23 protein-coding genes and 1 riboswitch are annotated in these 23773 nt (G+C 74.1%); of the genes, 15 read left to right on the top strand and 8 right to left on the bottom strand.

Annotated elements, in window-relative coordinates:
- Positions 1–5: 5 nt before the first annotated feature.
- The 5 genes from GA0070610_RS05515 (at position 6) to GA0070610_RS05495 (ending at position 5117) form a co-directional block, all read left to right on the top strand.
- Positions 6–1175 carry an acyltransferase domain-containing protein gene (locus GA0070610_RS05515; RefSeq protein ID WP_088999014.1) on the top strand — a complete coding sequence of 390 codons (1170 nt, stop codon included), beginning with the start codon at positions 6–8 and terminating at the stop codon, positions 1173–1175.
- On the top strand, positions 1172–2116 hold the full coding sequence (locus GA0070610_RS05510; protein ID WP_088999013.1) for a beta-ketoacyl-ACP synthase III: 945 nt from the start codon (positions 1172–1174) through the stop codon (positions 2114–2116). The genes GA0070610_RS05515 and GA0070610_RS05510 overlap by 4 nt, the downstream gene beginning before the upstream one ends.
- An 82-nt stretch (positions 2117–2198) precedes the next feature.
- Positions 2199–2438, top strand: a complete 240-nt coding sequence (locus GA0070610_RS05505; protein WP_007072348.1) for an acyl carrier protein — start codon at positions 2199–2201, stop codon at positions 2436–2438.
- A gap of 2 nt (positions 2439–2440) precedes the next feature.
- Complete coding sequence (gene fabF / locus GA0070610_RS05500) at positions 2441–3667, top strand: beta-ketoacyl-ACP synthase II (RefSeq protein ID WP_088999012.1); 1227 nt, start codon at positions 2441–2443, stop codon at positions 3665–3667.
- A 10-nt stretch (positions 3668–3677) separates the two neighbouring features.
- Positions 3678–5117, top strand: coding sequence for an acyl-CoA carboxylase subunit beta (locus GA0070610_RS05495; protein WP_088999011.1), 1440 nt, complete (start codon positions 3678–3680; stop codon positions 5115–5117).
- 282 nt (positions 5118–5399) lie between these two features.
- On the opposite strand, the gene GA0070610_RS05490 is transcribed toward GA0070610_RS05495, so the two are convergent.
- Positions 5400–5618 carry a hypothetical protein gene (locus GA0070610_RS05490; RefSeq protein ID WP_088999010.1) on the bottom strand — a complete coding sequence of 73 codons (219 nt, stop codon included), beginning with the start codon at positions 5616–5618 and terminating at the stop codon, positions 5400–5402.
- A 161-nt stretch (positions 5619–5779) separates the two neighbouring features.
- Here GA0070610_RS05490 and GA0070610_RS05485 point away from each other — a divergent pair, with 161 nt between their 5' ends.
- The gene (locus GA0070610_RS05485) at positions 5780–6433 is read left to right on the top strand and encodes a lipoprotein (protein WP_157747041.1); all 654 of its coding nucleotides are present in this window, start codon (positions 5780–5782) and stop codon (positions 6431–6433) included.
- A 6-nt stretch (positions 6434–6439) separates the two neighbouring features.
- Here the strand turns inward: GA0070610_RS05485 and GA0070610_RS05480 are convergent, their stop codons facing one another.
- Positions 6440–8179, bottom strand: a complete 1740-nt coding sequence (locus GA0070610_RS05480) for a glycoside hydrolase family 3 protein (protein ID WP_088999008.1) — start codon at positions 8177–8179, stop codon at positions 6440–6442.
- Positions 8180–8256: 77 nt separating this feature from the next.
- The gene (locus tag GA0070610_RS05475; RefSeq protein WP_088999007.1) at positions 8257–8748 is read right to left on the bottom strand and encodes a DUF3145 domain-containing protein; all 492 of its coding nucleotides are present in this window, start codon (positions 8746–8748) and stop codon (positions 8257–8259) included.
- A 306-nt stretch (positions 8749–9054) separates the two neighbouring features.
- On the opposite strand from GA0070610_RS05475, the gene GA0070610_RS05470 reads away from it, so the two are divergent.
- Complete coding sequence (locus tag GA0070610_RS05470) at positions 9055–9384, top strand: hypothetical protein (RefSeq protein WP_088999006.1); 330 nt, start codon at positions 9055–9057, stop codon at positions 9382–9384.
- A 74-nt stretch (positions 9385–9458) separates the two neighbouring features.
- Here the strand turns inward: GA0070610_RS05470 and GA0070610_RS05465 are convergent, their stop codons facing one another.
- A complete protein-coding gene (locus tag GA0070610_RS05465; RefSeq protein ID WP_088999005.1) occupies positions 9459–10049 on the bottom strand; it encodes a carbonic anhydrase in 591 nt (196 codons plus the stop codon).
- Positions 10050–10196: 147 nt separating this feature from the next.
- On the opposite strand from GA0070610_RS05465, the gene GA0070610_RS05460 reads away from it, so the two are divergent.
- The 4 genes from GA0070610_RS05460 to GA0070610_RS05445 all read left to right on the top strand — a co-directional run bounded on the left by GA0070610_RS05460 (position 10197) and on the right by GA0070610_RS05445 (position 15766).
- A complete protein-coding gene (locus tag GA0070610_RS05460; RefSeq protein WP_088999004.1) occupies positions 10197–11126 on the top strand; it encodes an alpha/beta fold hydrolase in 930 nt (309 codons plus the stop codon).
- A gap of 149 nt (positions 11127–11275) precedes the next feature.
- Positions 11276–13393 carry a HelD family protein gene (locus tag GA0070610_RS05455; protein ID WP_088999003.1) on the top strand — a complete coding sequence of 706 codons (2118 nt, stop codon included), beginning with the start codon at positions 11276–11278 and terminating at the stop codon, positions 13391–13393.
- Between the two features lie 77 nt (positions 13394–13470).
- Positions 13471–14388: a cation diffusion facilitator family transporter gene (locus GA0070610_RS05450; RefSeq protein ID WP_088999002.1), complete on the top strand. Its 918-nt coding sequence runs from the start codon at positions 13471–13473 to the stop codon at positions 14386–14388.
- A 153-nt stretch (positions 14389–14541) separates the two neighbouring features.
- Positions 14542–14673: riboswitch (cyclic di-AMP (ydaO/yuaA leader) on the top strand.
- A 13-nt stretch (positions 14674–14686) separates the two neighbouring features.
- Positions 14687–15766, top strand: coding sequence for a coiled-coil domain-containing protein (locus GA0070610_RS05445; protein ID WP_172896408.1), 1080 nt, complete (start codon positions 14687–14689; stop codon positions 15764–15766).
- Positions 15767–15798: 32 nt separating this feature from the next.
- On the opposite strand, the gene GA0070610_RS05440 is transcribed toward GA0070610_RS05445, so the two are convergent.
- On the bottom strand, positions 15799–16278 hold the full coding sequence (locus GA0070610_RS05440) for a hypothetical protein (protein ID WP_088999000.1): 480 nt from the start codon (positions 16276–16278) through the stop codon (positions 15799–15801).
- A gap of 174 nt (positions 16279–16452) precedes the next feature.
- Between GA0070610_RS05440 and GA0070610_RS05435 the strand changes: the two genes are divergently transcribed.
- Both GA0070610_RS05435 and surE read left to right on the top strand, forming a co-directional pair.
- Positions 16453–17430, top strand: a complete 978-nt coding sequence (locus GA0070610_RS05435; protein WP_172896406.1) for a 1-phosphofructokinase family hexose kinase — start codon at positions 16453–16455, stop codon at positions 17428–17430.
- Positions 17427–18251, top strand: coding sequence for a 5'/3'-nucleotidase SurE (gene surE, locus GA0070610_RS05430; protein ID WP_088998999.1), 825 nt, complete (start codon positions 17427–17429; stop codon positions 18249–18251). The genes GA0070610_RS05435 and surE overlap by 4 nt, the downstream gene beginning before the upstream one ends.
- 45 nt (positions 18252–18296) lie before the next feature.
- On the opposite strand, the gene GA0070610_RS05425 is transcribed toward surE, so the two are convergent.
- Positions 18297–18659: an STAS domain-containing protein gene (locus GA0070610_RS05425; RefSeq protein WP_088998998.1), complete on the bottom strand. Its 363-nt coding sequence runs from the start codon at positions 18657–18659 to the stop codon at positions 18297–18299.
- A gap of 329 nt (positions 18660–18988) precedes the next feature.
- On the opposite strand from GA0070610_RS05425, the gene GA0070610_RS30330 reads away from it, so the two are divergent.
- Positions 18989–19135 (top strand): hypothetical protein, encoded by a 147-nt coding sequence (locus tag GA0070610_RS30330; RefSeq protein ID WP_157747040.1) that lies wholly within the window; start codon positions 18989–18991, stop codon positions 19133–19135.
- 172 nt (positions 19136–19307) lie between these two features.
- Positions 19308–19715, top strand: coding sequence for a hypothetical protein (locus GA0070610_RS05420; protein ID WP_088998997.1), 408 nt, complete (start codon positions 19308–19310; stop codon positions 19713–19715).
- A gap of 144 nt (positions 19716–19859) precedes the next feature.
- Here the strand turns inward: GA0070610_RS05420 and GA0070610_RS05415 are convergent, their stop codons facing one another.
- Together GA0070610_RS05415 and GA0070610_RS05410 are read right to left on the bottom strand one after the other, a co-directional pair.
- Positions 19860–20498: a maleylpyruvate isomerase N-terminal domain-containing protein gene (locus GA0070610_RS05415; protein ID WP_088998996.1), complete on the bottom strand. Its 639-nt coding sequence runs from the start codon at positions 20496–20498 to the stop codon at positions 19860–19862.
- 385 nt (positions 20499–20883) lie between these two features.
- Complete coding sequence (locus GA0070610_RS05410) at positions 20884–23643, bottom strand: cellulose binding domain-containing protein (protein ID WP_088998995.1); 2760 nt, start codon at positions 23641–23643, stop codon at positions 20884–20886.
- Positions 23644–23773: the final 130 nt, after the last annotated feature.

Here is a 23773-nt window from a genome sequence, read left to right as displayed (position 1 = left end):
TAGACGTGCTCGCCGTACTCTCGCCCGGCCAGGGTTCCCAGAAACCCGGCTTCCTGACCCCCTGGCTGGACCTCACCGGCGCCGAGGCGCGCCTGCGCTGGTGGTCCGCGCTGGCCGGGGTCGACCTGCTGCACCTCGGCACCACGGCCGACGCGGACGAGATCAGGGACACCGCGCGGACCCAGCCACTGCTGGTCGCCGCCGCGCTGCTGGCCGCCGAGCACCTACCGATGTACGACGTCACGCTCACCGTCGGCCACAGCGTCGGCGAGCTGGGCGCGGCGGCGCTCGCCGGGGTGCTCCCGGCGGAGGCGGCGATCACCCTGGCTGGCGTACGCGGCCGGGAGATGGCCGCCGCCTGCGCGCTGGAGCCCACCGGGATGGCCGCCGTGCTGGGCGGAGACCCGGACGAGGTGCTCGCCTCGATCGCCGCGCACGGGCTGCACCCGGCCAACCGCAACGGCGCCGGCCAGTTCGTCGCCGCCGGCGCCGTCGAGGGGCTGGACAAGCTCGCCGCCGAGCCGCCGACGAAGGCCCGGGTCATCCGCCTGAAGGTGGCCGGCGCCTTCCACACCCCGTACATGGCCCCCGCCGAGACGGCGCTGGCCGCCGTGGCGGCCGGGATCACCCCGACCGACCCGGCCCGGATCCTGCTGTCGAACCTCGACGGCGCCGCGGTCAACCACGGGCGCGACATGGTGCAGCGCCTGGTCCGCCAGGTCACCGCGCCGGTGCGCTGGGACCTCTGCATGCGCACCCTGGCCGACCTCGGGGTGACCGGCGTGATCGAGCTGCCCCCGGCCGGCACCCTCGCGGGCCTGGTCAAACGGGAGCTGAAGGGGGCCGGCGCCCCCGAGGTGGTCACCCTCAACACCCCGGACGACCTGCCCGCCGCCCGGGACCTGATCGCCCGGCACGGAATGGCACCCAGCCACGAGCCGACCATGCACTTCCGTGTGGTGGTGGCACCGGCGGCCGGCACCTTCGAGCCGGCCCGGGACCTGGCCGAGGGCGACACGCTGCGCGCCGGCCAGGTCGTCGGCCACGTGGCCACCCGCCAGGGCCCGGTCGAGGTGACCGCGCACGACGACGGTGTGCTCACCGAGTGGCTCACCCACCACGACGACCCGGTCGCCCCGGGCCAACCGCTCGTCCGCATCGGAGGACACGCATGACCGGCAGCCGGATCGTCGCGCTCGGGCACTACCAGCCCTCCCGGGTGGTCACCAACGACGACATCGCCCAACTCGTCGAGACCAACGACGAGTGGATCCGCGACCGGGTCGGCATCGCCACCCGGCGGATCGCCGACGGCGAGACGGTCGCCGACATGGCCAGCGCCGCCGCCGGCAAGGCGCTCGCCAACTCCGGGCTCACCGCCGCCGACATCGACCTGGTCGTGGTGGCGACGTGCAGCTCCGCCGACCGCAGCCCCAACGTGGCCTGCCGGGTCGCCGCCAAGCTCGGCATCACCGCGCCCGGTGCGTTCGACCTCAACACGGCCTGCTCCGGCTTCGCGTACGCGCTGGGCACCGTCGACCACGCCATCCGGGCCGGCGCCTCGCGCAACGCCCTGGTCATCGGCGCGGAGAAGCTGTCCGACATGGTCGACTGGACCGACCGCTCCACCTGCATCATCTTCGCCGACGGCGCCGGCGCGGCTGTCGTGTCGGCGGTCGCCGACGGCGAGCCCGCCGGCATCGGCCCGGTGGTCTGGGGCTCGGTGCCGGAGAGGGGCGACGCGGTACGCATCGAGGGCTGGCGCCCGTACATCCAGCAGGAGGGCCAGTCGGTCTTCCGCTGGGCCACCACGGAGCTGGCGCCGCTGGCCCGGCAGGCGTGCGAGCGCGCCGGGGTGGACCCGTCGGAGCTGGCCGCCTTCGTACCGCACCAGGCCAACGCCCGGATCATCGACGGCATCGTCAAGCGGCTCGGCATCCCGAACGCGATCGTCGCCAAGGACATCGTCGAGTCCGGCAACACGTCGGCGGCGAGCGTGCCGCTGGCCCTGTCCAAGCTGGTGGAGCGGCGGGAGGTGCCGTCCGGCGCCCCGGTGCTGCTCTTCGGCTTCGGCGGCGGGCTGACCTACGCAGGTCAGGTCGTCCGCTGCCCCTGAAAGCCCCTCCGGCCGCGTGCCGGGGAGTGACGGCCGGCGTCGTCGGCCGTCGAATGAACCGCGATGAGAGGAACCAACCGCAATGACCCGTGACGAGATCACCGCCGGCCTCGCCGAGATCCTCGAAGAGGTTGCCGGGGTGAACCCGGACGACGTGGCCGAGGGGAAGTCCTTCACCGACGACCTGGACGTCGACTCGCTCTCCATGGTGGAGGTCGTGGTGGCGGCCGAGGAGAAGTTCGGCGTCAAGATCCCGGACAACGAGGTGCAGAACCTGAAGACCGTCGGGGACGCCGTCAGCTACATCGAGGCGCAGTCCTGATCATGGCTCACACCGACGTCGTCGTCACCGGGCTCGGCGCGACCACCCCGCTGGGCGGGGACGTCGCGTCGACCTGGGACGCCATGCTCGCCGGCCGCTCCGGGGTGGGTCCGCTCACCCAGGAGTGGGCCGAGCAGCTGCCGGTCCGGATCGCCGCCCAGCTCGCGGTCGAGCCGACCGGCCTGATCGACCGGGTCAAGCTCCGCCGGCTCGACCGTTCCGAGGCGATCGCGATCATCGCGGCGCAGCAGGCGTGGGCGGACGCCGGCCTGGCCGACTCCGGGCTGGACCCGGAGCGGCTGGGCGTCAGCGTCGGCTCCGGCATCGGCGGCGCGCTGACGCTGCTCGCCCAGGACGACATCCTGGAGGCCTCCGGCCCCCGGCGGGTCTCCCCGCACACCATCCCGATGCTGATGCCCAACGGCCCCGCCGCCTGGGTGGGTCTGGAGCTGGGCGCGAAGGCCGGGGTGCACTCCGTGGCCAGCGCCTGCGCGACCGGCGCGGAGGCGATCGCCCTCGGCATGGACATGATCCGCGCCGGCCGGGCCGACGTGGTGGTGGCCGGCGGCACCGAGGCGGTCATCCACCAGTTGCCGATCGCCGGCTTCAGCTCGATGCGGGCGATGTCGACCCGCAACGACGAGCCGGAGCGGGCCTCCCGCCCGTGGGACAAGGCCCGCGACGGCTTCGTGCTCGGCGAGGGCGCGGGCATCCTGGTGCTGGAGCGGGCGGAGCACGCCGCCGCCCGGGGCGCCCGGGTCTACGCGCGGCTGGCCGGCGCCGGGCTCACCTCCGACGGCTACGACATCGTCCAGCCACACCCGGAGGGCGAGGGCGCCATCCGGGCGATCGCGAAGGCGATCGCGGACGCGGACGTCGCCAGGGCGGACATCGTGCACGTCAACGCGCACGCCACGTCGACCCCGGTCGGCGACGTCGCGGAGATCACCGCGCTGCGGGCGGCGCTGGGCGACCACCCGGTGCTGACCTCGACCAAGTCGATGTCCGGCCACCTGCTGGGCGCGGCGGGCGCGCTGGAGTCGATCGCCACCATCCTGGCGATCCGCGACGGTGTCGTACCGCCGACGATCAACCTGGACGACCCCGACGACGGGCTCAGCCTGGACGTGGCCGCCAACGAGGCGCGCCACATGGACATCCCCGCCGCCCTGAACAACTCGTTCGGCTTCGGCGGCCACAACGTGGCTCTCGTCTTCACGCGGGCCTGAGACCACTGCCATGGAGGCACACGTGAGCACCACCGCCGTCGGCGTGGACGCATCTTCCGTCGTCGACCACCGGGATCCGGAGGTTCGGCTCCGGGCGCTGTTCGACGCGGGATCGTTGCGGCTGTCGGTGCCCCGCGACACCTCGGGCGTGCTGTGGGCGCGCGGCGAGATCGAGGGATCGCCGGTCGTCGCGTACGCCACGGACGCGACGCGGATGGGCGGGGCGATGGGCACCGAGGGGTGCCGGCACGTCGTGGACGCCATCGACACCGCCGTACGCGAACGGGTGCCGGTGGTGGGGCTGTGGCACTCGGGCGGGGCACGGTTGGCCGAGGGCGTGGTCGCTCTGGACGCCGTGGGCCAGGTCTTCGCGGCGATGGTGCGTGCCTCGGGGCGGGTGCCGCAGATCTCCACGGTGCTCGGTCCGGCGGCCGGTGGCGCCGCGTACGGGCCGGCGCTGACCGACATCGTGGTGATGAGCGGCGCGGGCCGGATCTTCGTGACCGGCCCGGAAGTGGTCCGCAGCGTCACCGGCGAGCAGGTCGACATGGCGCGCCTCGGTGGGCCCGAGCCGCACGGCCGCCGCTCCGGGGTGGTCCACGTGACCTGCGCCGACGACGAGTCGGCGATCATCGAGTCGCGCCGGCTCGCCGCGTTGCTGGGCCGGCAGGGGCGCCTGTCGCCCGACGACGTGTCCGCCCGGGACGAGGGGGGACACGACCTGGCGGCGAGGATGCCGGCGGAGCCGAACCGGGCCTACGACGTCAAGCCGGTGGTCAAGGCGCTGCTGGACGCCCCCGGCGTGGAGCTGCACGCCAAGTGGGCCCCCAACGTCGTGACCACCCTGGGTCGCTTCGCCGGGCGCACCGTCGGCGTCGTCGCGAACAACCCGTTGCGCCTGGGCGGCTGCCTGGACGCGTCCAGCGCCGAGAAGGCCGCCCGGTTCGTACGCATGTGCGACTCCCTCGGCGTACCGCTGATCGTCCTGGTCGACGTCCCCGGCTACCTGCCCGGCCTGGGTCAGGAGTGGGACGGCGTCGTCCGCCGCGGCGCGAAGCTCCTGCACGCGTTCGCCGAGGCCGTCGTGCCCCGGGTCACCCTGGTCACCCGCAAGGCGTACGGCGGGGCGTACATCGCGATGAACTCCCGCTCCCTGGGGGCCACCGCCGTGTTCGCCTGGCCCAACGCCGAGGTCGCCGTCATGGGCGCCGGCGCCGCCGTCAACATCCTGCACCGCAAGAGGCTCGCCGCCGTCCCCGCCGAGGAGCGCGAGGCGCTGCGCGCGCAGCTCGTCGAGGAGCAGACCCGCATCGCGGGCGGCGTCAACCGGGCCCTGGAGATCGGCGTGGTGGACGACGTCATCACCCCCGCCGAGACGCGCCGCCGCATCGCCGAGGCCCTCGCCGCCGCTCCGGCGGCCCGGGGCGCGCACGGCAACATCCCCCTGTAGGGCCGGCCCGGAGGCTGCGGGCGGCCGGCGATTTCCGAAGTGCGAGGCTCGGAGGACGTGGCAGGCGCGCGGCGCCGACGAACCACTGCGCCGCAGTGCTGATACCTGCGAGGCATGAAGATGCCGCTGTGGTATCGCAACACGGCGACGACAGCGCCGGTCGTCCAGGCTCTGGTCACCGGCTCGACCGGCCACGCAGCCGGGCACGGTTCAAGGCCCAGCCCGCATCACGACGTACGCCGGGAGGGCCCGCGCTCGGTGAGCGCGGTCCTCCCGCCTCGCTCAGCCCTGGTTGCGGGGGTGTCGGCGGGCGGTCCGCTCGTTGCCCCGGCGGTAGTTGCCGGTCCACCGGGCCATGACGAGTTGCGGATCGCCGTCGACCTCGGCGAGGAACTCCGCCGCCCGGCCGCCCCGCAAGGTGCCCGCCGCCCGGCCGTGGTGGGTGATCACCACTGTGCCGTCCGACCGCTCGACGTACGCGAAACCCTCAGCCGTTGCCATGTGCGCGAGGGTGCCAGGCGGGGCGACCGGACGCGACCCGGTTTTCCCGCGGCGCGGGCGGTGCCCGGCGCTGATGCGCGCGGACGGTGACATTCCGGGTTGACGGCGCCGTTCCGCGTCGCTTTGCTGAGCCGGCTCATCGTCAACGGGGAATGGACACCATGGAACGTCGTACCTGTGTCGCCGTGCTCGCGGCGCTCACCATCGGACTGACCGGCGGCTGCACCGACGGCAAGGAGGAGCCGCCCTCGGCCGGCACCTCCCCGTCGGCCTCACCGAGCGCCACCGCCTCGCCGGTGACGCCCGGACCGCCCTGGCACGACGAGGTGGCGGCTGCCGCCGCGGGCACCACGGTCGGCGGCAAGGGCACGCCCTGCGAGCTGCCGGTCACCTTCTCCGTGCCGGCGCGGTGGAAGGTCGAGGCGGTGAAGGGCTCGGCGGAGTTCGGCGAGGCCCGCCTCGGCAAGGCCCTCATGCTGTGCGAGATCGACGCCCGGCCGGCCGGCTCGATCGGGTTCCTCCGCGTGTGGCGGGTCGACGGGGTCGCCGGCGGCGCCGAGGAGCATCTGAAGCACTTCCTCGACGCGTACTCGCCCAAGGCGGCAGACGCGGAGTACCGGCGGCTCAAGGCCGGCACCCTCGACGCCGTCGAGGCGAGCTACCCCGGGAAGGACGGCGGCGCGGTGAACGACCGGGCCGTCGCGGTCTCCTCCCTCTACGGGCCGATCGTGCTGAGCCTGGACACTCCGGAACCCACGGAGCTGCTGCCCGCGTACCAGTTGGTGAAGCAGTCGGCCCGGATCAACCGCGACTGACGCCGCTCAGGTGCCGCAGGTCGTGGCGGGCAGGCCGGTCACCGGCACCGGGGAGCGGCCTTCGGGCCGGGTCTTGCCGGCCAGCACCCCGGCGAGGGCGGTCATCGACGCCCGGCTGGACGAGTAGGTCGCCAGCAGGGTCGGCGACTTGGCCTTCGCCAGCACGTACGGGGTGTCCATGGCGACCGTGACGGCGGCGTCGGCGCGCAGGTCGCCGGCGCCGTCGCCGTACCCGACGAGGTGCACCACCGTGCCGCCACGGGCCGCCACCTCGACCCCGGCCGCCTTGAGCGCCTCGGTCAGCGCCGCCCGGGTGTGCTCGCGCCCGCCGGAGGCGGTCACGGTCACCGGGCCCCGTACGCCGCCGCCGCAGGCGCCGCGCAGCACCGTCACCGCCGCCGCGGCCAGGTCCTCCGCCGCCTTGCGGTGCGCCGGGCCGGCCAGCGTGGACAGCTCGGGCGTGGGCCGGTCGGCCAGCTTGAACTTCATCGTCAGCACCCGGGTCGCGGCCTCGACGAGGCGGGCCCGGGGCAGCGAGCCGTCGCGGAGCGCGGCGAGCAGCCCGTCGTACGCCTGACGGACGTTCGGCGGCATCAGGATCAGGTCGTTGCCCGCCTTCAGCGCCCGCACGGCGGCCTCGCCCGGCGACCAGCGCTTGGCCGGCGGCATGTTCATCCCGTCGGTGATCACCACGCCCTGGAAGCCGAGCTGGCCGCGGAGCACGTCGGTGAGCAGCTTGTGCGAGAAGGTCGCCGCGGTGCCCGGGTCCACCGACCGCGCGTCGAGGTGGGCGGACATCACGGCCATCGTGCCCGCGTCGATGGCGGCGGAGAAGGGCGGCCACGCCCCGGTCTCCAGCGTCTTCCTGGGCTGGTCGAGCACCGGCAGGCCCTCGTGCGAGTCGGCGGCGCTGTGCCCGTGCCCGGGGAAGTGCTTGACGGTGGCCGCGACGCCGGCGGCCTGCAGGCCCCGTACCGCGCCGGCGACCTGCCCCGCCGCCACCTTCGGGTTCGCCCCGTACGACCGGGAGCCGATCACCGTGCTGCGGGTGACGAGCACGTCGGCGACGGGGGCGAAGTCGAGGTTGATGCCCATCGCGGCGAGTTCGGCGCCGGCCGCCCGCCAGGCGGCCTCGGTCAGCTCCGGTCGTCCGGCGGCACCGGCGGCGAGGGCGCTGGGCAGCAGGGTCACGCCGTCGGTGATCCGGGTGACCACGCCGTGCTCCTGGTCGGTACCGACCAGGAAGGGCGCCGGCCCGGCGGGCAGCCGGCCGGCGGCCGCGCGCAGGCCGTCGGTCAGCGCACGGACCTGCTTCGGGTTGTCGACGTTGGTCGTCTCCTGGTTGCCCTTGGTGGGGTCGTCGGCGCTGAAGCCGACCAGGATCAGCCCGCCGAGCCGGTACTTCTCGACCATCTGGGCGGGGGTGTCCACGCCGGCCAGCGCCTGGTTGCCGGCCGCCGAGCCGGGCGAGACCCGGGTGGCCGCGTCGCCGTAGGCGTACGGCATCAGCACCTGCCCCACGAGGTCCTCGTCGGCCAGTGAGGCCACCAGGGCGGCGGCGCGGGCGTCGGGGTCGGCGCCGGGGACGCTCGCGGTGGGTGCCGGGGTGGCCGTCGGGGCGGCGGCGCTCGTGGGCGTCGGGTCGGGGCGGCGCTCCGCCGGCCGGGAGCATCCGGAGACGAGCAGCGCGGTCAGGACGGCGAGCGCGACGCCGGCACGTCGCGGGGTAGTCGACACGCGGCCCATCCCACCAGTTCGCCCGTTATCGGGGCAACTTGACCTTCACCCCATCGGATGAGTCGGCCCCGGTCCGGACCGTGGCGTCAGCCGACGCGGGTGAGCAGGGTCACCGGCGCGCCGTCGCCGGCGTACCGGTAGGGCTCCAGTTCAGCGTCCCACGCCGTGCCGAGCGCCTTGTCGAGGGCGTGCGCGAGGGCCTCCGGCGCCCGCGCGCCCGCCATGATGCTGCGCAGCCGGTCCTCGCCGAGCTGGATGTCGCCGGCCGCCCCGACGGCCGCCCGGAACAGGCCCCGTCCGGGCACGTACATGAAGCGCTCGCCGTCGGCGCCGGGGCTGGGTTCCTCGGTGACCTCGAAACGGATCATGGGCCACTGCCGGAGGGCAGCAGCCAGCTCGGCGCCCGTCCCCGGGCGACCGGTCCACCCGCACTCGGCCCGGCGGGCGCCGGGGTCGACGGGCTGAGCCGTCCACTGCAGGTTGACCGGCGCGGCGAGGACGCGCGCGATCGCCCACTCGACGTGTGAGCACACGGCGAGCGGGGTCGAATGGACGTATACGACGCCACGCGTTGGCACGGTGACCTCCCGGAGAGCGAGGTGCGTCTTCCCCTACGACCTCGACCACCCGAGTGGTTGCTGGAACACATGATGACTGGTGTGACGGATGGTGCGCCAGGGAATCGGAAAATTCGCGGTCGGAATAGTCGGACGGGTGCCCCGGTTGACCCCTCACGACGCGATGACCAGCCAGGGACCGTGTTCGTGTACAGTTCCATCGGCGGCCTGTGCCGCGCACATCTTCGCGGGCGGAACCCAGCAGGGTGACACCCGCACAGCCCCCGGACGTTCCGTCCTCCCGTACGTCTTGCAAGGAGTACCTCCGTGGCGAGCAACACCTCTAAGACCGCGCGCGCGTCAGTCCGGGCCGGCCAGGCTGGCCAGGGTGGCGCCCTCAGCGTGCTGGGCGAGTTCAAGTACGTCATCCCGCTCAACGGCGGCAAGCACGCCTACGTGCGGAACCTGACCAACGGCAAGACCGCGCACCTGCGCACCGACTCCGAGGCCTTCATCGAGGAGATCCGGGTGCTGGCCGCCGCCGGCCACGCCGCGAAGATCCGGGTCGAGCTCAACAACCTCAACGCCACCCACCCGGGTGACGGCTGGGACGCCACCGAGAAGCGCCTCGTCGAGGCCGGCGTCTTCGAGGGCTGAGCCCTCCCCCCACGCGACACCGCGACCGCCCGTCGGGACCATCCCGGCGGGCGGTCGCGCCGTCTGCGGGTCGCTCACGTCTCCAGCAGGGCCACCTCGCCGGTCGCCAGGTCGTAGAGGGCACCGACCACCGCCAGCCGGCCGGCGGCGACCGGGGCGGCGAGCAGGGCGTCGGCGCGCAGGGCGCGCACCGTACGCAGCACGTGCCGTCGGATCGCCAGCGGATGCACCCGGGGGTCGTCGACGCCCACCTCGGTCACCGCCGGGGCGATCTGCTCGACGAGGTGGGCCAGCGAGCCGCCCGGCGACCGTCCGCCGCGCAGCGTGTCCACGGTCGAGGCCACCGCGCCGCACCGCTCGTGCCCGAGCACCACCACCAGCGGTACGCCCAGCTGACCGACCACGTACTCGATGGAACCGAGCACCGCCCGGTCGAGCACGTGCCCGCCGGTGCGGATCACGCAGATCGAGCCGAAGGTCTGGTCGAAGATCGCCTCCAGCGGCACCCGCGAGTCGATGCAGCCGAGCAGCACCGCGTACGGCTGCTGGTCTCCGGAGGCCGCCGCGGCGGCCGCGGTGACGTCGTGGCCGTGGATCGGCTGGCCGCTGACGAAGCGGCGGTTGCCGGCGAGCAGCTCGGCCAGCGCGGCCCGGGGCGACCCCATGCCCTCAGCTTGGCGGGCCCCCGGGAGGTTCGGAGCGGGTTGCGAATCTTCTCACCGACCCGGTTGTCGTGGTCTCATGACGGGTAGCCGGTGTTACCACCGGGTATCCCCGGTGTTGCGGTTCCGTGCGGCCCTGGGGAGGTGACGATGCCGGAGCACGTCGAGGTACGTCTTCCCGACGACGTACGCCTGCACGTCGAGGCGGCCGGACCGGCCGACGCCGAGGTCACGGTCGTGCTGCTGCACGGCTGGACGCTCGACGGGCGGGCCTGGCACCGGCAGCTCGCCGACCTGCGGCGACGCTTCGGCGACGCGGTGCGGGTGGTGACCTACGACGCGCGCGGCCACGGCCGGTCGAGCTGCATGGCGCTGCCCACCGCCACCGTGGCCCAGCTCGGCGACGACCTCGCCGCAGTGCTGGACGAGGTGGCCCCGACCGGCCGCGTCGTGCTGGTCGGCCACTCGATGGGCGGTATGACGATCATGGAGTACGCGCACCGCCACCCCGGGCACTTCGCCGCCCGGACGGCCGGGCTGGTCTTCGTCTCCACCACCGCCGAGGGCCACACGCACACCGTCTACGGCCTCTCCCCCCGGATCGCCCGGCTGATCCGGCTCGCCGAGACCACCGGGGCCGGCGTGCTGGCCCGGTGCGGGGCCTGGCGACCGCCCCGGGCGCTGCTGCGCGCGCTGCGTCCCAGCATCCGCTGGATGCTTTTCGGCGACCGCTGTGACCCGCACGACATCCGGCTGGTCACCTCGGCGGTGGCCCGCGCCACCCTCCGCTCGATCGGCGGGTTCCGCGCCTCCATCGGGGCGCAGCACCGGCTGGACACCCTCGCCGCGCTGGCCCACCTGCCGGCCGCCGCCCTGGTCGGCGACCGGGACCGGCTCACCCCGCCGCCCTGCGCCGAGTCGATCGCTGGCGCGCTGCCGGCGACCGAGCTGACCGTCTGCCCGGGTGCCGGGCACATGCTGATGATGGAGCGGCCCGACGAGGTCAACGAGGCGCTGGGCGGCGTGCTCCGGCGCGTACTCGCCGCCCCCGGCGCCACCGCCGCCGCCCGGGCGGACTGACCGGGCGCGGCCCCGCGGGGGCGTGACGCGGGTTCCTTTCCCGCACCGGTCGCGCCGCTGGTTGCGCGCGGGCCGTACCCTCTTGCGGTTGGCCTGGCGCGGTTGGCGCGGTTCGCGCCGCCCGCCGCCGACGTCAGGAGGAGCGAGCGGTGACCGACCAAACCACCCTGGAACAGGAGATCGCCGTCGAGCAGCGGCATCTCGACCGGGTGTACGCCCGACTGGCCGAGCTGCGCCGGTCGGCGGTCAGCGCCGAGAAGGAGGGCTACCGGCTCGCCCGGGTGGGCAACTTCGGTGCGCTGGTCGAACGGGACGCGATGGTGTTCCACGCCGCGCGGCGGCGGCACATGCTCGACGCCGAGCACGAGGGCCTGGTCTTCGGCCGGCTGGACCTGCTCGACCGGCAGGTGCTGCACGTCGGGCGGCTCGGCATCCGGGACGACGACGCGTCCACCCTGGTGGTCGACTGGCGGGCCCCGGCGGCCGCCGCCTTCTACCAGGCCACCCCCGCGCAGCCGCTGGGCGTGGTGCGGCGCCGCACGATCCAGTCCTCCGCCGAGCGGGTCACCCGCATCGAGGACGACCTGCTCGACCCCGTCGCGGCCCCCGCCGACATGGCGGTCGTCGGCGACGGCGCGCTGCTGGCCACGCTGTCGAAGGCCACCGGCCGGGGCATGCGCGACATCGTGGCCACCATCCAGCGGGAGCAGGACGAGGCGATCCGCTCCCCCGGCTCGGGCGTGACGATCGTGTCCGGCGGCCCGGGCACCGGGAAGACGGCCGTCGCCCTGCACCGGGCCGCGTACCTGCTCTATTCCGACCGCAGCCGGTTCGCCGGTGGCGGCATCCTGGTGGTGGGCCCGTCCTCGGTCTTCGTCGAGTACATCGCCTCGGTGCTGCCCTCGCTCGGCGAGGACACCGCCACCCTGCACTCGCTGGGCACGCTCTTCGCGGGCATGACGGCCACCCGCACCGACGCACCGGAGGTGGCGGCGGTCAAGGGCTCGCTGCGGATGCGGCGGGTGCTGGAGCGGGCGGTCCGGGACGCGGTGCCGGACGGCCCGACCGAGCTGCGCCTGCTCTACCGGGGCGCGCTGCTCCGGCTGGAGCGCCGCGAGTTGGACGGCATCCGGGACCGGGCGATGCCTCGCGGCGCACGGCGCAACGAGGTGCGCCGGGCCGGCTTCGACGGGGTCTTCGCGGCGCTCTGGGCGCAGGCCCGCCGGTTGGGCGTCGGCCGGCTGCCCGAGCAGCGCGCGTTCGAGGACGAGATCGCCGAGCGGCCGGAGTTCCGGGAGTTCCTCAAGGCGTGGTGGCCCCGGCTGCACCCCCGGCACGTGCTGGGCTGGCTGGCCCGCCCCGACCGGATGCACCGTTACGCCGCCGGCATCCTCTCCCGCGCCGAGATCCGGCTGCTGACCGACGCGTACCGCAGCCTCGACGCCGCCGGGCTGACGATCGCCGACGTCGCGCTGCTCGACGAGCTGGACGCCCTGCTCGGCAAGCCGATGAAGCCCGCCCGCGCGAAGCGGGACCCGTTCCAGCTGGCCGGCGGGGTCCGCGAGCTGAGCACCTTCGCCGACCGGCAGCGCGCCGCCCGCGAGGCGGCCCGGGAACGCCCGGAGGACTACCGGGAGTACGCGCACGTGGTGGTCGACGAGTCGCAGGACGTCTCGCCGATGCAGTGGCGCATGATCGGCCGGCGCGGCCGGTTGGCCTCCTGGACGGTGGTGGGCGACCCGGCCCAGACGGCGTGGACGGGCGAGGCGGAGGAGTTGACCCGGGCCCGGGACCAGGCGTTGGGCCGGCGCAAGCGGCACCACTTCACCCTCACCACCAACTACCGCAACTCGGCGGAGATCTTCGCGGTGGCGGCGGCCGAGATCCGCCGGCTGCATCCGGACCTCCCGCTGCCCCGGGCGGTGCGGTCCACCGGCGTCGACCCGGTCGCGCTGGTGGTGCCGCAGGTGGAGCTGGAGGCCGCCGTCGCGGCGGCGACCACGGCGCTGCTCGCCGAGGTCGAGGGCACGGTCGGCGTGATCACGCCCGTGCCCCGCCGCGACGAGGTCGCCGGCTGGCTGGCCGGCCTGGCCGCGCCGCGGCTTCAGGTGGTGACCAGCCTGGAGGCCAAGGGCATGGAGTACGACGGGGTCGTCCTCGTCGCCCCGAGCGAGATCCGGGCCGACCCGGGGTCGGGCGTGCGGACGCTCTACGTGGCGCTGTCCCGGGCCACCCAGCGGCTGACCACCGTCGACCCCACTGGCTGAGAACCCGTTACTTGCACACATAGCGATGTGAGCATAAATTGAACGCGAATCCGGACCCCCAGAGGGAGGATGGGCGCGTGGGCGCAGGTCATGACCACCACCACGGGTCGGTGGCGAACGCCGCACACCGCCACCGGGGCCGGCTCTGGGCGGCGTTCGGTCTGCTCGCCGGCCTGATGGTGGTGGAGGCGGTGGCCGCCTTCCGGACGGGCTCGCTGGCCCTGCTCAGCGACGCCGGGCACATGTTCACCGACGTGCTCGGCATCGGCATGGCGCTCGCCGCGATCTCGGCGACCCGGCGGGCGGGCGGCGACCCGCAGCGCACGTTCGGCCTCTACCGGCTGGAGGTGCTCGCCGCCCTGGCCAATGCCGTGCTGCTCTCCGGCGTCGCGGTCTACGTCGTGATCGAGGCGGTACGCCGCTTCGGCGACCCGCCGGAGGTGCTGGCCGGCCCGATGCTGGTGGTCGCCGTGTTCGGCCTGCTCGCCAACATCGGCGCCTTCGCCCTGCTGCGTTCGGGGGCGAAGGAGAGCATCAACGTCCACGGCGCGTACCTGGAGGTCCTCGGCGACCTGCTGGGGTCACTCGGCGTGATCGCGGCGGCACTGCTGATCGCCACCACCGGCTGGTGGTGGGCCGACCCGCTGGTTGCCGTCGCGATCGGGCTGTTCATCCTGCCGCGCACCTGGCGACTCGGGCGGGCGGCGCTGCGCATCCTGGTGCAGGCCGCGCCGGAGCACCTCCAGGTAACGGCCGTGCACGACCGGCTGGCCGCCGTGCCGGGCGTCGCCGAGGTGCACGACCTGCACGTCTGGACGCTGACCTCCGGGATGGAGGTGGCCTCGGCGCACCTGACCATGACACCCGACGCGGAGGTCGGCGCGGTGCTGGGCGCCGCCCGGGCCGCGCTGCACGACGACTTCCAGATCGAGCACGCCACGTTGCAGATCGAGCCGGGAGCGTCGCCAGGGGCTTGCGGGGCGGTTGAGTGGTAATGAGGACAACCTTAAATCTGGGAGAGTATTGTCGCGTTATGCCGGATTTGACTGTTAGTGGACATGCACCGTGCGTCACCTGCACTGCAGCAGTCACACCGGCACCGGTAGGCTCTGCTTCGGCCTCCGCCAGGCGGCACCCACCGGTGCCGGCGGTGGCCGCCGCCTAATCGCCCGGCGGGGCGAACCGGGGAACCATGTTCGTGGGGTGCATCCGCGTCAGCGGTAGGGATCTTCCGTCCCGAACCCGTCAGCTAACCCGGTCGGCGGCTGACGGAAGGACACGTGTATGCCAGTGATGGCACCTGTACGACGACGTGCCGCCCGGACGGCGGCCCTGATCACCACGATGCTCGCCCTCGGCGCCGCGGTGGCCCCGGTCACCGCCGCCCCGGCGGCGGCCGCCACCCGCGCCGGCCTGCTCGCCGCCACCCCCGGCCAGGACGAGGAGGGCGGCACGCCCGCCCTGCGGGCCCAACTCGAGGCCGCCAGCAAGGGCTACCTCGACGCCAAGCGCGCCCTCGACACGTCGGCCAAACGGCAGCAGCAGCTCGCCGCCCAGCTCAAGACCACCGAGGTCGAGCTGACGGCGCGCAGCGCCAAGGTCGGCGAGATCGCGGGGGCCGCCTACCGCACCGGCCGGCTCAGTGTGGCGTCCGCCCTGCTCAACAGCGGTTCGCCGGACGGCTTCATGGACCGCGCCGCCGCCCTCGACGCGGTGGCCGCCAAGGAGGACCGCGCCCTGCGCGAGCTCCAGCAGACCCGGGACGAGGCCGCCCGCACGAAGCTCGCTCTGGACGGCGAGATCCGGGAGCAGCGCAAGCAGGTCACCGTGATGGCCAAGCGCAAGGAGCAGGCCGAACGGGCGCTGACGGTCGCCAACCAGAAGCAGCAACAGCGACAGTCCGCGGGCGGAGGCGGCTCGCCGGGCGGCACCTCCAGCAAGACGGCGAAGGCGGCGCCGCGCAACTCCGACGGCTCCTGGCCGCGCGAGTCGTGCAGCGTCAACGACCCCACCCCCGCCAACGGCTGCATCACGCCGCGTACGCTGCACGCGCTCAACCAGGCCAAGGCGGCGGGCTTCACCCGCTACGTCTCCTGCTACCGCCCCGGCGGCTCCGGCGAGCACCCCAAGGGCCGGGCGTGCGACTTCGCGGCCCAGAAGGGCGGCTTCGGCGGCGACGCCACCGGCGGTGACCGGACGTACGGCAACAACCTGGCGGCGTTCTACGTGCGCAACGCCGACCGGCTCGCCGTGCTCTACGTGATCTGGTACCGGCAGATCTGGCTGCCGAGCAGCGGGTGGAAGTCGTACAGCGGTGCCAACGGCGATCCGTCCAGCGACCACACCAACCACGTGCACCTGTCGGTCTACTGACGCCCACGCCTCGGTGCCCCGCCCGTCGCGGGTCACCGGGGCGTGTCGGCGGGTGGCGGCTGCGGCGCGGCACCGTCGAGGACCACGGCGAGGCGCGCGGCCAGTCCGAGGTGGGCGGCGCGCGCCTGGCGGAACGCGTAGCCGAAGAGCGGCGCGGGTGCGGCGAGGGTAATCTCCACGTCGACGCGGACCACGCCGTCGGGCTCCGGCCGCAGCCGGGTGTGGTTGCGCACCGTGGTGGCGGGCCACTGCCGGGCCACGGTGACGATCTCGTCGGGCTCGTCGACCAGGACGTCGGCCCGGTAGGTGATCGGCAGCCGTACCGGCCCGGCGGCCAGCCGGTCGGTGATGTCGTAGCTGGCCCGGGCACCGGGACGGGGCGGCACCCGCCGGACCCGGACGATCAGCGGGTGCAGGCCCTTCTGCCTCCTCGGATCGACGAGCAACGCCGCGGCCCGCGCCACGGAGCAGCGCGCCTGGACGGTGTAGCTGAAGGAACTCCGCCTGAGCACGCCGTCTCCCCACCGCCGATGGTCGCCCGATGGTCGCGCATGCCGGGCGCCCTGGCAACGCCGCGCCGATCCCGCCCGGAGTCCGGACGTCCTGCCGGCGACCCCACTACCGTCAGCTTATGGATGGTCACGGGACGCATTGGCCAGGGGTGGGCGCATGAACGGGTACGACGGATGAGCGGGCACGTGATGGTCTTCGCGCCCACACCTCGGCTGACGGTGACCGTCGACCAGCCCAGCGACGCCCCGGAGCTGCACCTGCACCCCGGCGGGCAGGGCGTCTGGCAGGCCCGGATGGTGATGTCGCTCGGCGTCGACGTGGTGCTCTGCACCGCCCTCGGGGGCGAGATCGGTCAGGTGCTGGAGCCCCTGCTCGTCAGCGAGGGGGTCAACCTGAAGGTCGTGGTGCGCGACTCCGGCAGCGGCGGGTACGTGCACGACCGCCGTGAGGGCTCCCGGCAGGAGATCGTGGACGTGCCCGGCCAGCCGCTCAGCCGGCACGAGTTGGACGAGCTCTACAACCTGGCGCTCGGCGAGGGGCTGCGCGCCACGGTCAGCGTGCTGAGCGGGCCGAACGAGCCGTCGCTGGTCCCGGCCGACCTCTACCGACGGTTCGCCGCCGACCTGGGGGCCAATGGCAGCCGGGTGGTGGTCGATCTCTGCGGCGAGCACCTCGACGCCGTGCTGGACAGCGGCGTCTTCTTCCTCAAGATCAGCCATGAGGAGCTGATCGCCGACGGCCGCGTCGACGGCGAGGAGGAGGAGCAGCTCACCCGGGCCCTGTACGACCTGCACGCCGGCGGCGCCGAGAACGTGGTGGTGAGCCGGGCCGACAAGCCCGCCCTCGCCCTGGTCGACGGCGAGGTCTTCGAGGTGGAGATGCCCCGCCTGGAGGCAGCCGACCCGCGCGGGGCGGGCGACTCGATGACCGCCGGGGTGGCGGCCGTGGTGGCGCGTGGCGGCGACGTGCGCACCGCCATCCGTACCGGGGCGGCGGCCGGCGCGCTGAACGTGACCCGGCACGGCCTGGGCACCGGCCGGCTCGACTCGATCACCGGCCTGGTCGACCGGGTACGCCTCGTACCGGCCGGCAACCGGCCGCAGGAGCGGACCAGCCCCGACGAGCTGGCCGACCGGGCGGCCGGGCGATGACGCTGCGGGTGCTGGTCACCAACGACGACGGGATCGCCGCGCCCGGCATCCAGGCGCTGGCGCGGGCGGCGGCGGAACGGGGCCTGGACGTGGTCGTCGCCGCGCCGCTGGAGGAGGCGAGCGGCACCAGCGCCGCGATGACCGCGGTGGAGCGGGACGGGCACGTGGTGGTCCACGAGCATCCGCTGCCGGAGCTGCCGGGGGTGCCGGCGTACGCGGTGGGCGGCTCCCCCGGCTTCATCGCGCTGATCGCGGTGCACGGCGCGTTCGGGCCCCCGCCGACGGTGGTGCTCTCCGGCATCAACCGGGGCGCGAACGCGGGCCGCGCGGTGCTGCACTCGGGCACGGTGGGGGCCGCCTTCACCGCCGCCGCGAACGGCTGCCGGGCGATGGCCGTCTCACTCGACGTGCTCTCGGCCGGGGAGGCCACGGCCGCCAGCGGGGGCGCCGCGGTGGCCGCCGCCGCCCGGGTACGCGACGCCGAGCGGCACTGGCCGACGGCCGCCCGGGTCGCCCTGGACCTGCTGCCCCGGCTCACGGCCGGGCCCGTGGAGAGCGTGCTCAACGTGAACGCGCCGGACCTGCCGCACAACCGGCTGCGCGGGGTACGCCGGGGCACCCTGGCCAGCTTCGGTCAGGTGCAGATGACGGTGGCGGAGGCCGGGCACGGCTTCGTCCGCACGTCGCTGGAGGAGCCCGGGCAGGCCGTGCAGCCCGGCACCGACCTGGCCCTGCTGGCCGACGGGTACGCCTCGGTGACGGCGATCCGCGCGGTCACCGAGGTGGCGGACGTCGACCTGTCGGGCCTCGGCGACGGCTGAGCGCCGCACACCCCCGCCGCGCGGCCGGGGTGGTGCCGGCGGCGGTCAGGCGCCGGGAAGGACCTCGGGCGTGGGCGCGCCGGCGTAGTAGGGCTCGGGGGCGCCGAAGAGGCCGAGCAGGCCGGTCACCCAGAGCTGCCGGTGCACGAACCGGCTCGGCTCGGTGACGACGAGCTTGACGCCGCTCACCTCGGCGGTCTGGAAGCCGGCGACCATCGCGCTGATGCCCACCGAGTCGATGAAGGTGACGAGCCGCATGTTCAGCTCGATCCGGCCGGGACGCCCCTTGGTCAGGACCTCGGCGATCGCCTCACGCACCTCGTACGCGGTGTCGACGTCGATCTCCCCCCGCGGGGCGATCTCGATGACACCACCGGGCAGGACCGACTTCACGATCGACAGGCTCACGCGAGCACCTCCACTCGCCCGTCCGACGGGCGCCTCATCAGTACGCGGGCCGCGACCGAGAGTATTCCTCTGACGGCCTCGGTCGCCACCCCTCGGGATGAGCAATTCGCGGACGAGGACACGGCAAGTCGCCCTTATCCGCACTATTGACGTTTTGTCCACCAGACGATCAGCTTCCGCTGACGCGTCGCGCCCCCAGGGTAGCCGGCTGTGTCCGGCAACGCCCAGCAGCCGTACCCCGGGCGTGGCCTGTCCCGCTTCGGCCCCCGGCCTTGCCCGTTCTGCCTAGCATCGGCTCGGAGACACGACTGCGACCGGGAGGACGATCGATGCTCAGGAGACTTGCCGCACTCGCCGGCGTCAGCGCGCTACTGGCCCTCGTACTGGCCTGCGGCTTCGGCGGCGGAGGCGGCGATGACGACGACGATGACGACGACTTCGCCAGGGGGGTGACGGCGGCGGTCGTGCTGCGCTGACGCCGGGCCCCGCGCACCACCCCGCCGGGCGGCACGGGCCGCGGCACCCGCCACAGCGGGTTTGCCGGGCCGCCCGACGGGGCACAGGCGGAACGAGCGAACCGTCACCCGCCGGTCCGACGCCGAAGTCCGAAGTGGCCGCCGGCTTCGGCACCCGAGGAGGTAACCCACCATGTTCGGAAGCAACCTGCTGGACCGCCGCAACAAGCCCGAGCGGATCGCGGACCAGGCGTGGCAGCACCTGGTCTCGGCGGTCAGCTCCGCCGGTGACAGCGTCCGGGACACCGCACGTTCCGCCCGCCGGGGCGGCTCCGGTCTCGCCGACGAGGCCGGCGACCTGGTGGGCTCCGCGGCGGACGAGGCACGCCGCCGGGCCACCCTGGCCTTCGACGCGCTGGCCGGCCGCCGGCCCGCGCTGCCCTGGACGCTGCTGGTCGGCGCCGCGCTCGTCGGTGCGGCGATCGGCTGGGCCGCCGGCACCGCCGCGCGGGCCGCCGGCAGCCGGGGCGACCGGGCGATGGACGACATCGAGTTCGTCGATGTCGACCGGCCCAACTCCCCCGTCGGCCTCGACGGCTGACCCGCCCGACCCGCGCTCGGCGCACGGGCCCCGGCCAACCCAGCGTCGGCCGGGGCCCGTGCCCGTTGCGGGTGACGCCCGCCGGTCGTCGCCGGCGTCGCCGGCTCGGGCCAGAGCCGGCGGCGCCGCACCGCACGGTCCGACTCAGAGGGCCGCGACGCTCGCCGGCGCCCGTTCCGCCCGGCTCAGCGCGCGCAGCACGGCCGGCTGACCATGCCGGCGTACGGCGAGCCGGGCCAGCAGCGTCAGCACCGGGTCGACCACCTCCGCCGGCAGTTCCGGGGTGGGCACGCCGACGCTGACCGCGAGGTCGTCGGCGTGTACGACGAGTTCCATCAGCCGGGTGACCAGGTAGTCGTCCAGGGTGAGCGACCACGGGCCGTGGCGCACGTGCACCACTCGCGCGGGCGGCTCCGCCGACAGTACGCGGCTCAGCTCGCGCAGCGTGGCCGCGTACCGGTCGACCAGGGCGGCGGGGCCGTCGGCGGCGAGGCCGTCACCGACGCGGCGGATGACGACGTTCACCGTCGCGTCGACCGGGGCGCCGAGCCAGCCGCCGCGCGCGTAGTGGTCGAGCAGCCCCACGGGGTCGCCGGCGGGAACGGGCGTGGCCAGCACGGCGGGGACGCCGAGCACCTGGTTGGCGAGGTGACCGGCCAGCCCGGCCACCCCGAACGCCGGCAGGGCGCTCGGTTCGTCCCAGCGGTTCGCGACGGCGGGATCGGCGAGCAGGTCCGCCGCCGAACGCGCGGCGGTGAGGTAGGCCGTCCTGATCGGACTCACGGAGGATCCCTCCTTCGACGGGCGGTCCCCCGAGCCTATGGCCGACCGGGACACCGACTCCCCTCGATACGTGCCCGATCGCCCGGCAGCACGCGGTGGCTACGCCTGTTTCATTGACCGCGACTAGCTACGCCGGACGTCGACGACGGGCGGTGTGGTCCACTCGCCCTGATACCACACAGGTATTTTTATGCCGCACGGGTATCAGCGCTGCGATGGCAATGGTTCACCAGGTTCACGCGCCACCAGGACTGCGATCAGACCGACTTCTGAAACACGCCGCAGCCGCAAGCCACGCGGTGGGTCGAGCCGGCAGCCGCCCGCTCGAACGGCGCACGCCGGAGTCCCGTGGACGGGGCTCCGGCGTGCGCGGCCGTTCGGGCGGTCAGCGGGCGGTGCAGGTGACGGTGCTCGGCGCGGTGTTCGTCCCGGTCGTACTGGCCAGGAAGCCGGCGGTGGCGGTGGCGCCCGCGCCGAGGGCGCCGTTCCAGCCGGCGTCGCGGACGGAGACGGTCGCCCCGGTCTGGGTGTGGGTGCCACCCCAGAGCTGCGTGATCTTCTGGCCGTCGGGGAAGGTCCAGCCCACCGTCCAGCCGGCGATCGCCGCGCTGCCGGCGTTGCGGACCACCAGCTCGCCCTGGAAGCCGCCCTGCCAGGAGCCGGTCACCCGGTACGTCGCGGTGCAGCCGTTGGTCGGCGGTGGCGTCGTGGGCGGCGGGGTGGTGGGCGGCGGCGTCGTGGGCGGTGGCGTCGTGGGCGGCGGGGTGGTGGGCGGCGGCGTCGTGGGCGGCGGCGTGGTCGGTGGCGGCGTGGAGGTGGTCGGCGACGGGTCGGGCGTGCCGCCGAGCCGGTCCGCCACGAGGATGCCCCGGCCGTTGGTGCCGAGGTAGACCCGGCCGTAGACCCGCGGGTCGCCGGTCAGGGCCTCGCCCGCGTTGCCGTACTGGTGCCGGTCGTCGTTGATCCGGACCCAGCTCGCGCCGGTGTCGTCCGAGCGGTGTACGCCGGGTCGGCCGTCGACGGTGCCGAAGAGGTACAGCGCCGGGTACGCCCGGCCGGGCGCGGCCTTGCCGAAGCCGACGTTGCCGGCGGTGCTCACCCCCGCCAGCTTGGTGAAGGTGGCCCCGGAGTCGGTCGAGCGCCACAGCCCGCCCTCGCCGGCCAGCCACAGCTCGCCCTCCCTGCCGGGCAGCGCCTTGAACTTGACGGTGCCGGTGGCGGGGAGGCCGGCGGCGGCCGAGGCGGTGAAGCTGGCCCCGCCGTTGGTGCTGACGTAGAACCTGCCGCCCGCGAAGCCGTAGAACTTGTTCGGGTTCACCCGGTCGGACTCGATCGTCGCGTTCGCCGGGACGCCCGTCGACGCGGCCCAGGAGGTGCCGAAGCCGACCGAGTGCACCACCTGCTGGCCGGCGTCGCCCGGGGCCCAGACGAACCGGCTGCCGTCGGCCGAGGCGGCGACCGTGCCGCCGCTGTTGACGCCGGACGGTTCGGTGCCCTGGAACCAGTTGGCCCCGCCGTCGGTGGAGAAGGCGACGTGGCTGTCGCCCGGCCGGTCCGCGTCGGCGAAGTTGCCGGCCCGCACCATCACGGCCGGCTTCGCCTCGGCGTAGTCGAGGCTGGTGGTGCTGGTGAAGCTCGGCTGGGTGAACATCATCGGCGGTACGGCGTCCAGGTCGGTGTGCCGGAAGCCCCCGATGTCGCCGAGCGCGCTGACCAGCGGCGCCCCCGAGGGTGGGCTGACCAGGTCCAGCACGGCGGTCTCCTCCAGGCCCTTGACCATGGGCTTGATGGTGAACTGGCCGCCGGTGTCCCACTTGGTGAGGTCGGTGCTGCCGTAGATGGTAGCGCCCGTGCCGTACAGGAAGCGGTTGCTGTCATGCGGATCGATCTCCACCGACTCGTTCATCCAGCCGAGCTTCGGGGTCTCCTCCGGCGGCGCCGGGTTGCTGCCGAAGGTCAGCCACGGCACGGAGCTGACGTCCATGGTGTAGCGCTTGGACCGGTTCGGGTAGCTGGTGAACTCCCAGATCCGGGTCCAGGTGGCGCCGCCGTCGGTGCTGCGCCAGAAGATCGCGTCCGGCCACCAGGAGATCTGCGTGGCGACCATGAGGGTGTTCGGCTGCTGCCGGTCGATGGTCAGGCCGCTGTAGCCGAAGTAGGCGTCGGTGCTGGTGGACGGGACGGGGCTGATCCGCGTCCACGCGCCGGTGGCACGGCTGAACTTCCACACGTCGCCCTTGCCGCCGTCGTACGGGCCGCCGGTGTCGCTGGTGGCGATGTAGAGGAAGCCGCCCACCGGGTCGACGACGCCCTTGTGCGCGAGGTAGCCGGTCGGCTGCCCGGCGATCCGCTCCCAGGTGGCGCCGCCGTTCGTGCTGCGGTAGACGGGGTTCTCCTTGTCGGCCACGCCGACGTAGATCGTCTGTGTGGCGGCGCCGGCCGTACCCGTGCTCTTGTCGAAGCTGACCCAGGTCAGGCCCTGGTTCTGGCCGTTGTAGCCGTTCGGGTCGCTCGGGTCGGCCCGGTAGTTGCCGACGTTGGGGAAGTTGGCCACCTTGGCCCAGGTCGCCCCGAAGTCGGTGCTGCGCCACAGGCCGTTGCCGCCCTCGGCGCCGTAGTACAGGATGCTGTTCCTGTTGGGGTCGACGGCGAGCCGCTCGCCCATGCCCCGGCCGGGCATGTTGCCGCCGTTCTTGAACGGCAGCTCGGTGACCTGCCAGGTGGCGCCCTTGTCGGCCGAGCGCAGGATGGCGCCGTTGTTCGGGTCCCAGTCGTTGGTGTACATGCCGACGGCCGCGTACACCCGGTTGGTCTGCACGGGGTCGGTGGCGACGCTGACCACACCGTTCCAGCCCCACTTGTCGGCGCCGACCCAGTCCAGCAGCGGTGTCCAGGACTGGCTGCCCTGCTCCCACCGGTACATGCCGCCGATGTCGGTGCGGGCGTAGATCAGGTTCTTCTCGGTGGGGTTGAAGACGATGCCGGGGACGAAGCCGCCGCCGTCGATCCGGACGTTCTTCCAGGCGTACGCCTCGGCGGCGGCTGCGGTGGCGGTGGGCGCGCCGGCCGCGGTGAACGGTGTCGCCACGACGGCCGCGGCGACGACCAGCGCGGACACGACCGCGCCGACGTAACTTCTCCGCATCTGCGGTTCCTTCCGGGTACGGAAAGCCGGGGGCGGACGTGGTGACGGCCACGCCCGGCGACGGGGACGTGCGGAATCGCGCCGGAGCTGCCCTGGCTCCGGTCATCGGCGCGACGGCTCCCGCACCCGA

The organism is Micromonospora echinofusca (assembly GCF_900091445.1).
Classification (GTDB): domain Bacteria; phylum Actinomycetota; class Actinomycetes; order Mycobacteriales; family Micromonosporaceae; genus Micromonospora; species Micromonospora echinofusca.
Note: the sequence above shows the minus strand (reverse complement) of the source record. Positions and strands in the feature narration are given on the sequence as shown.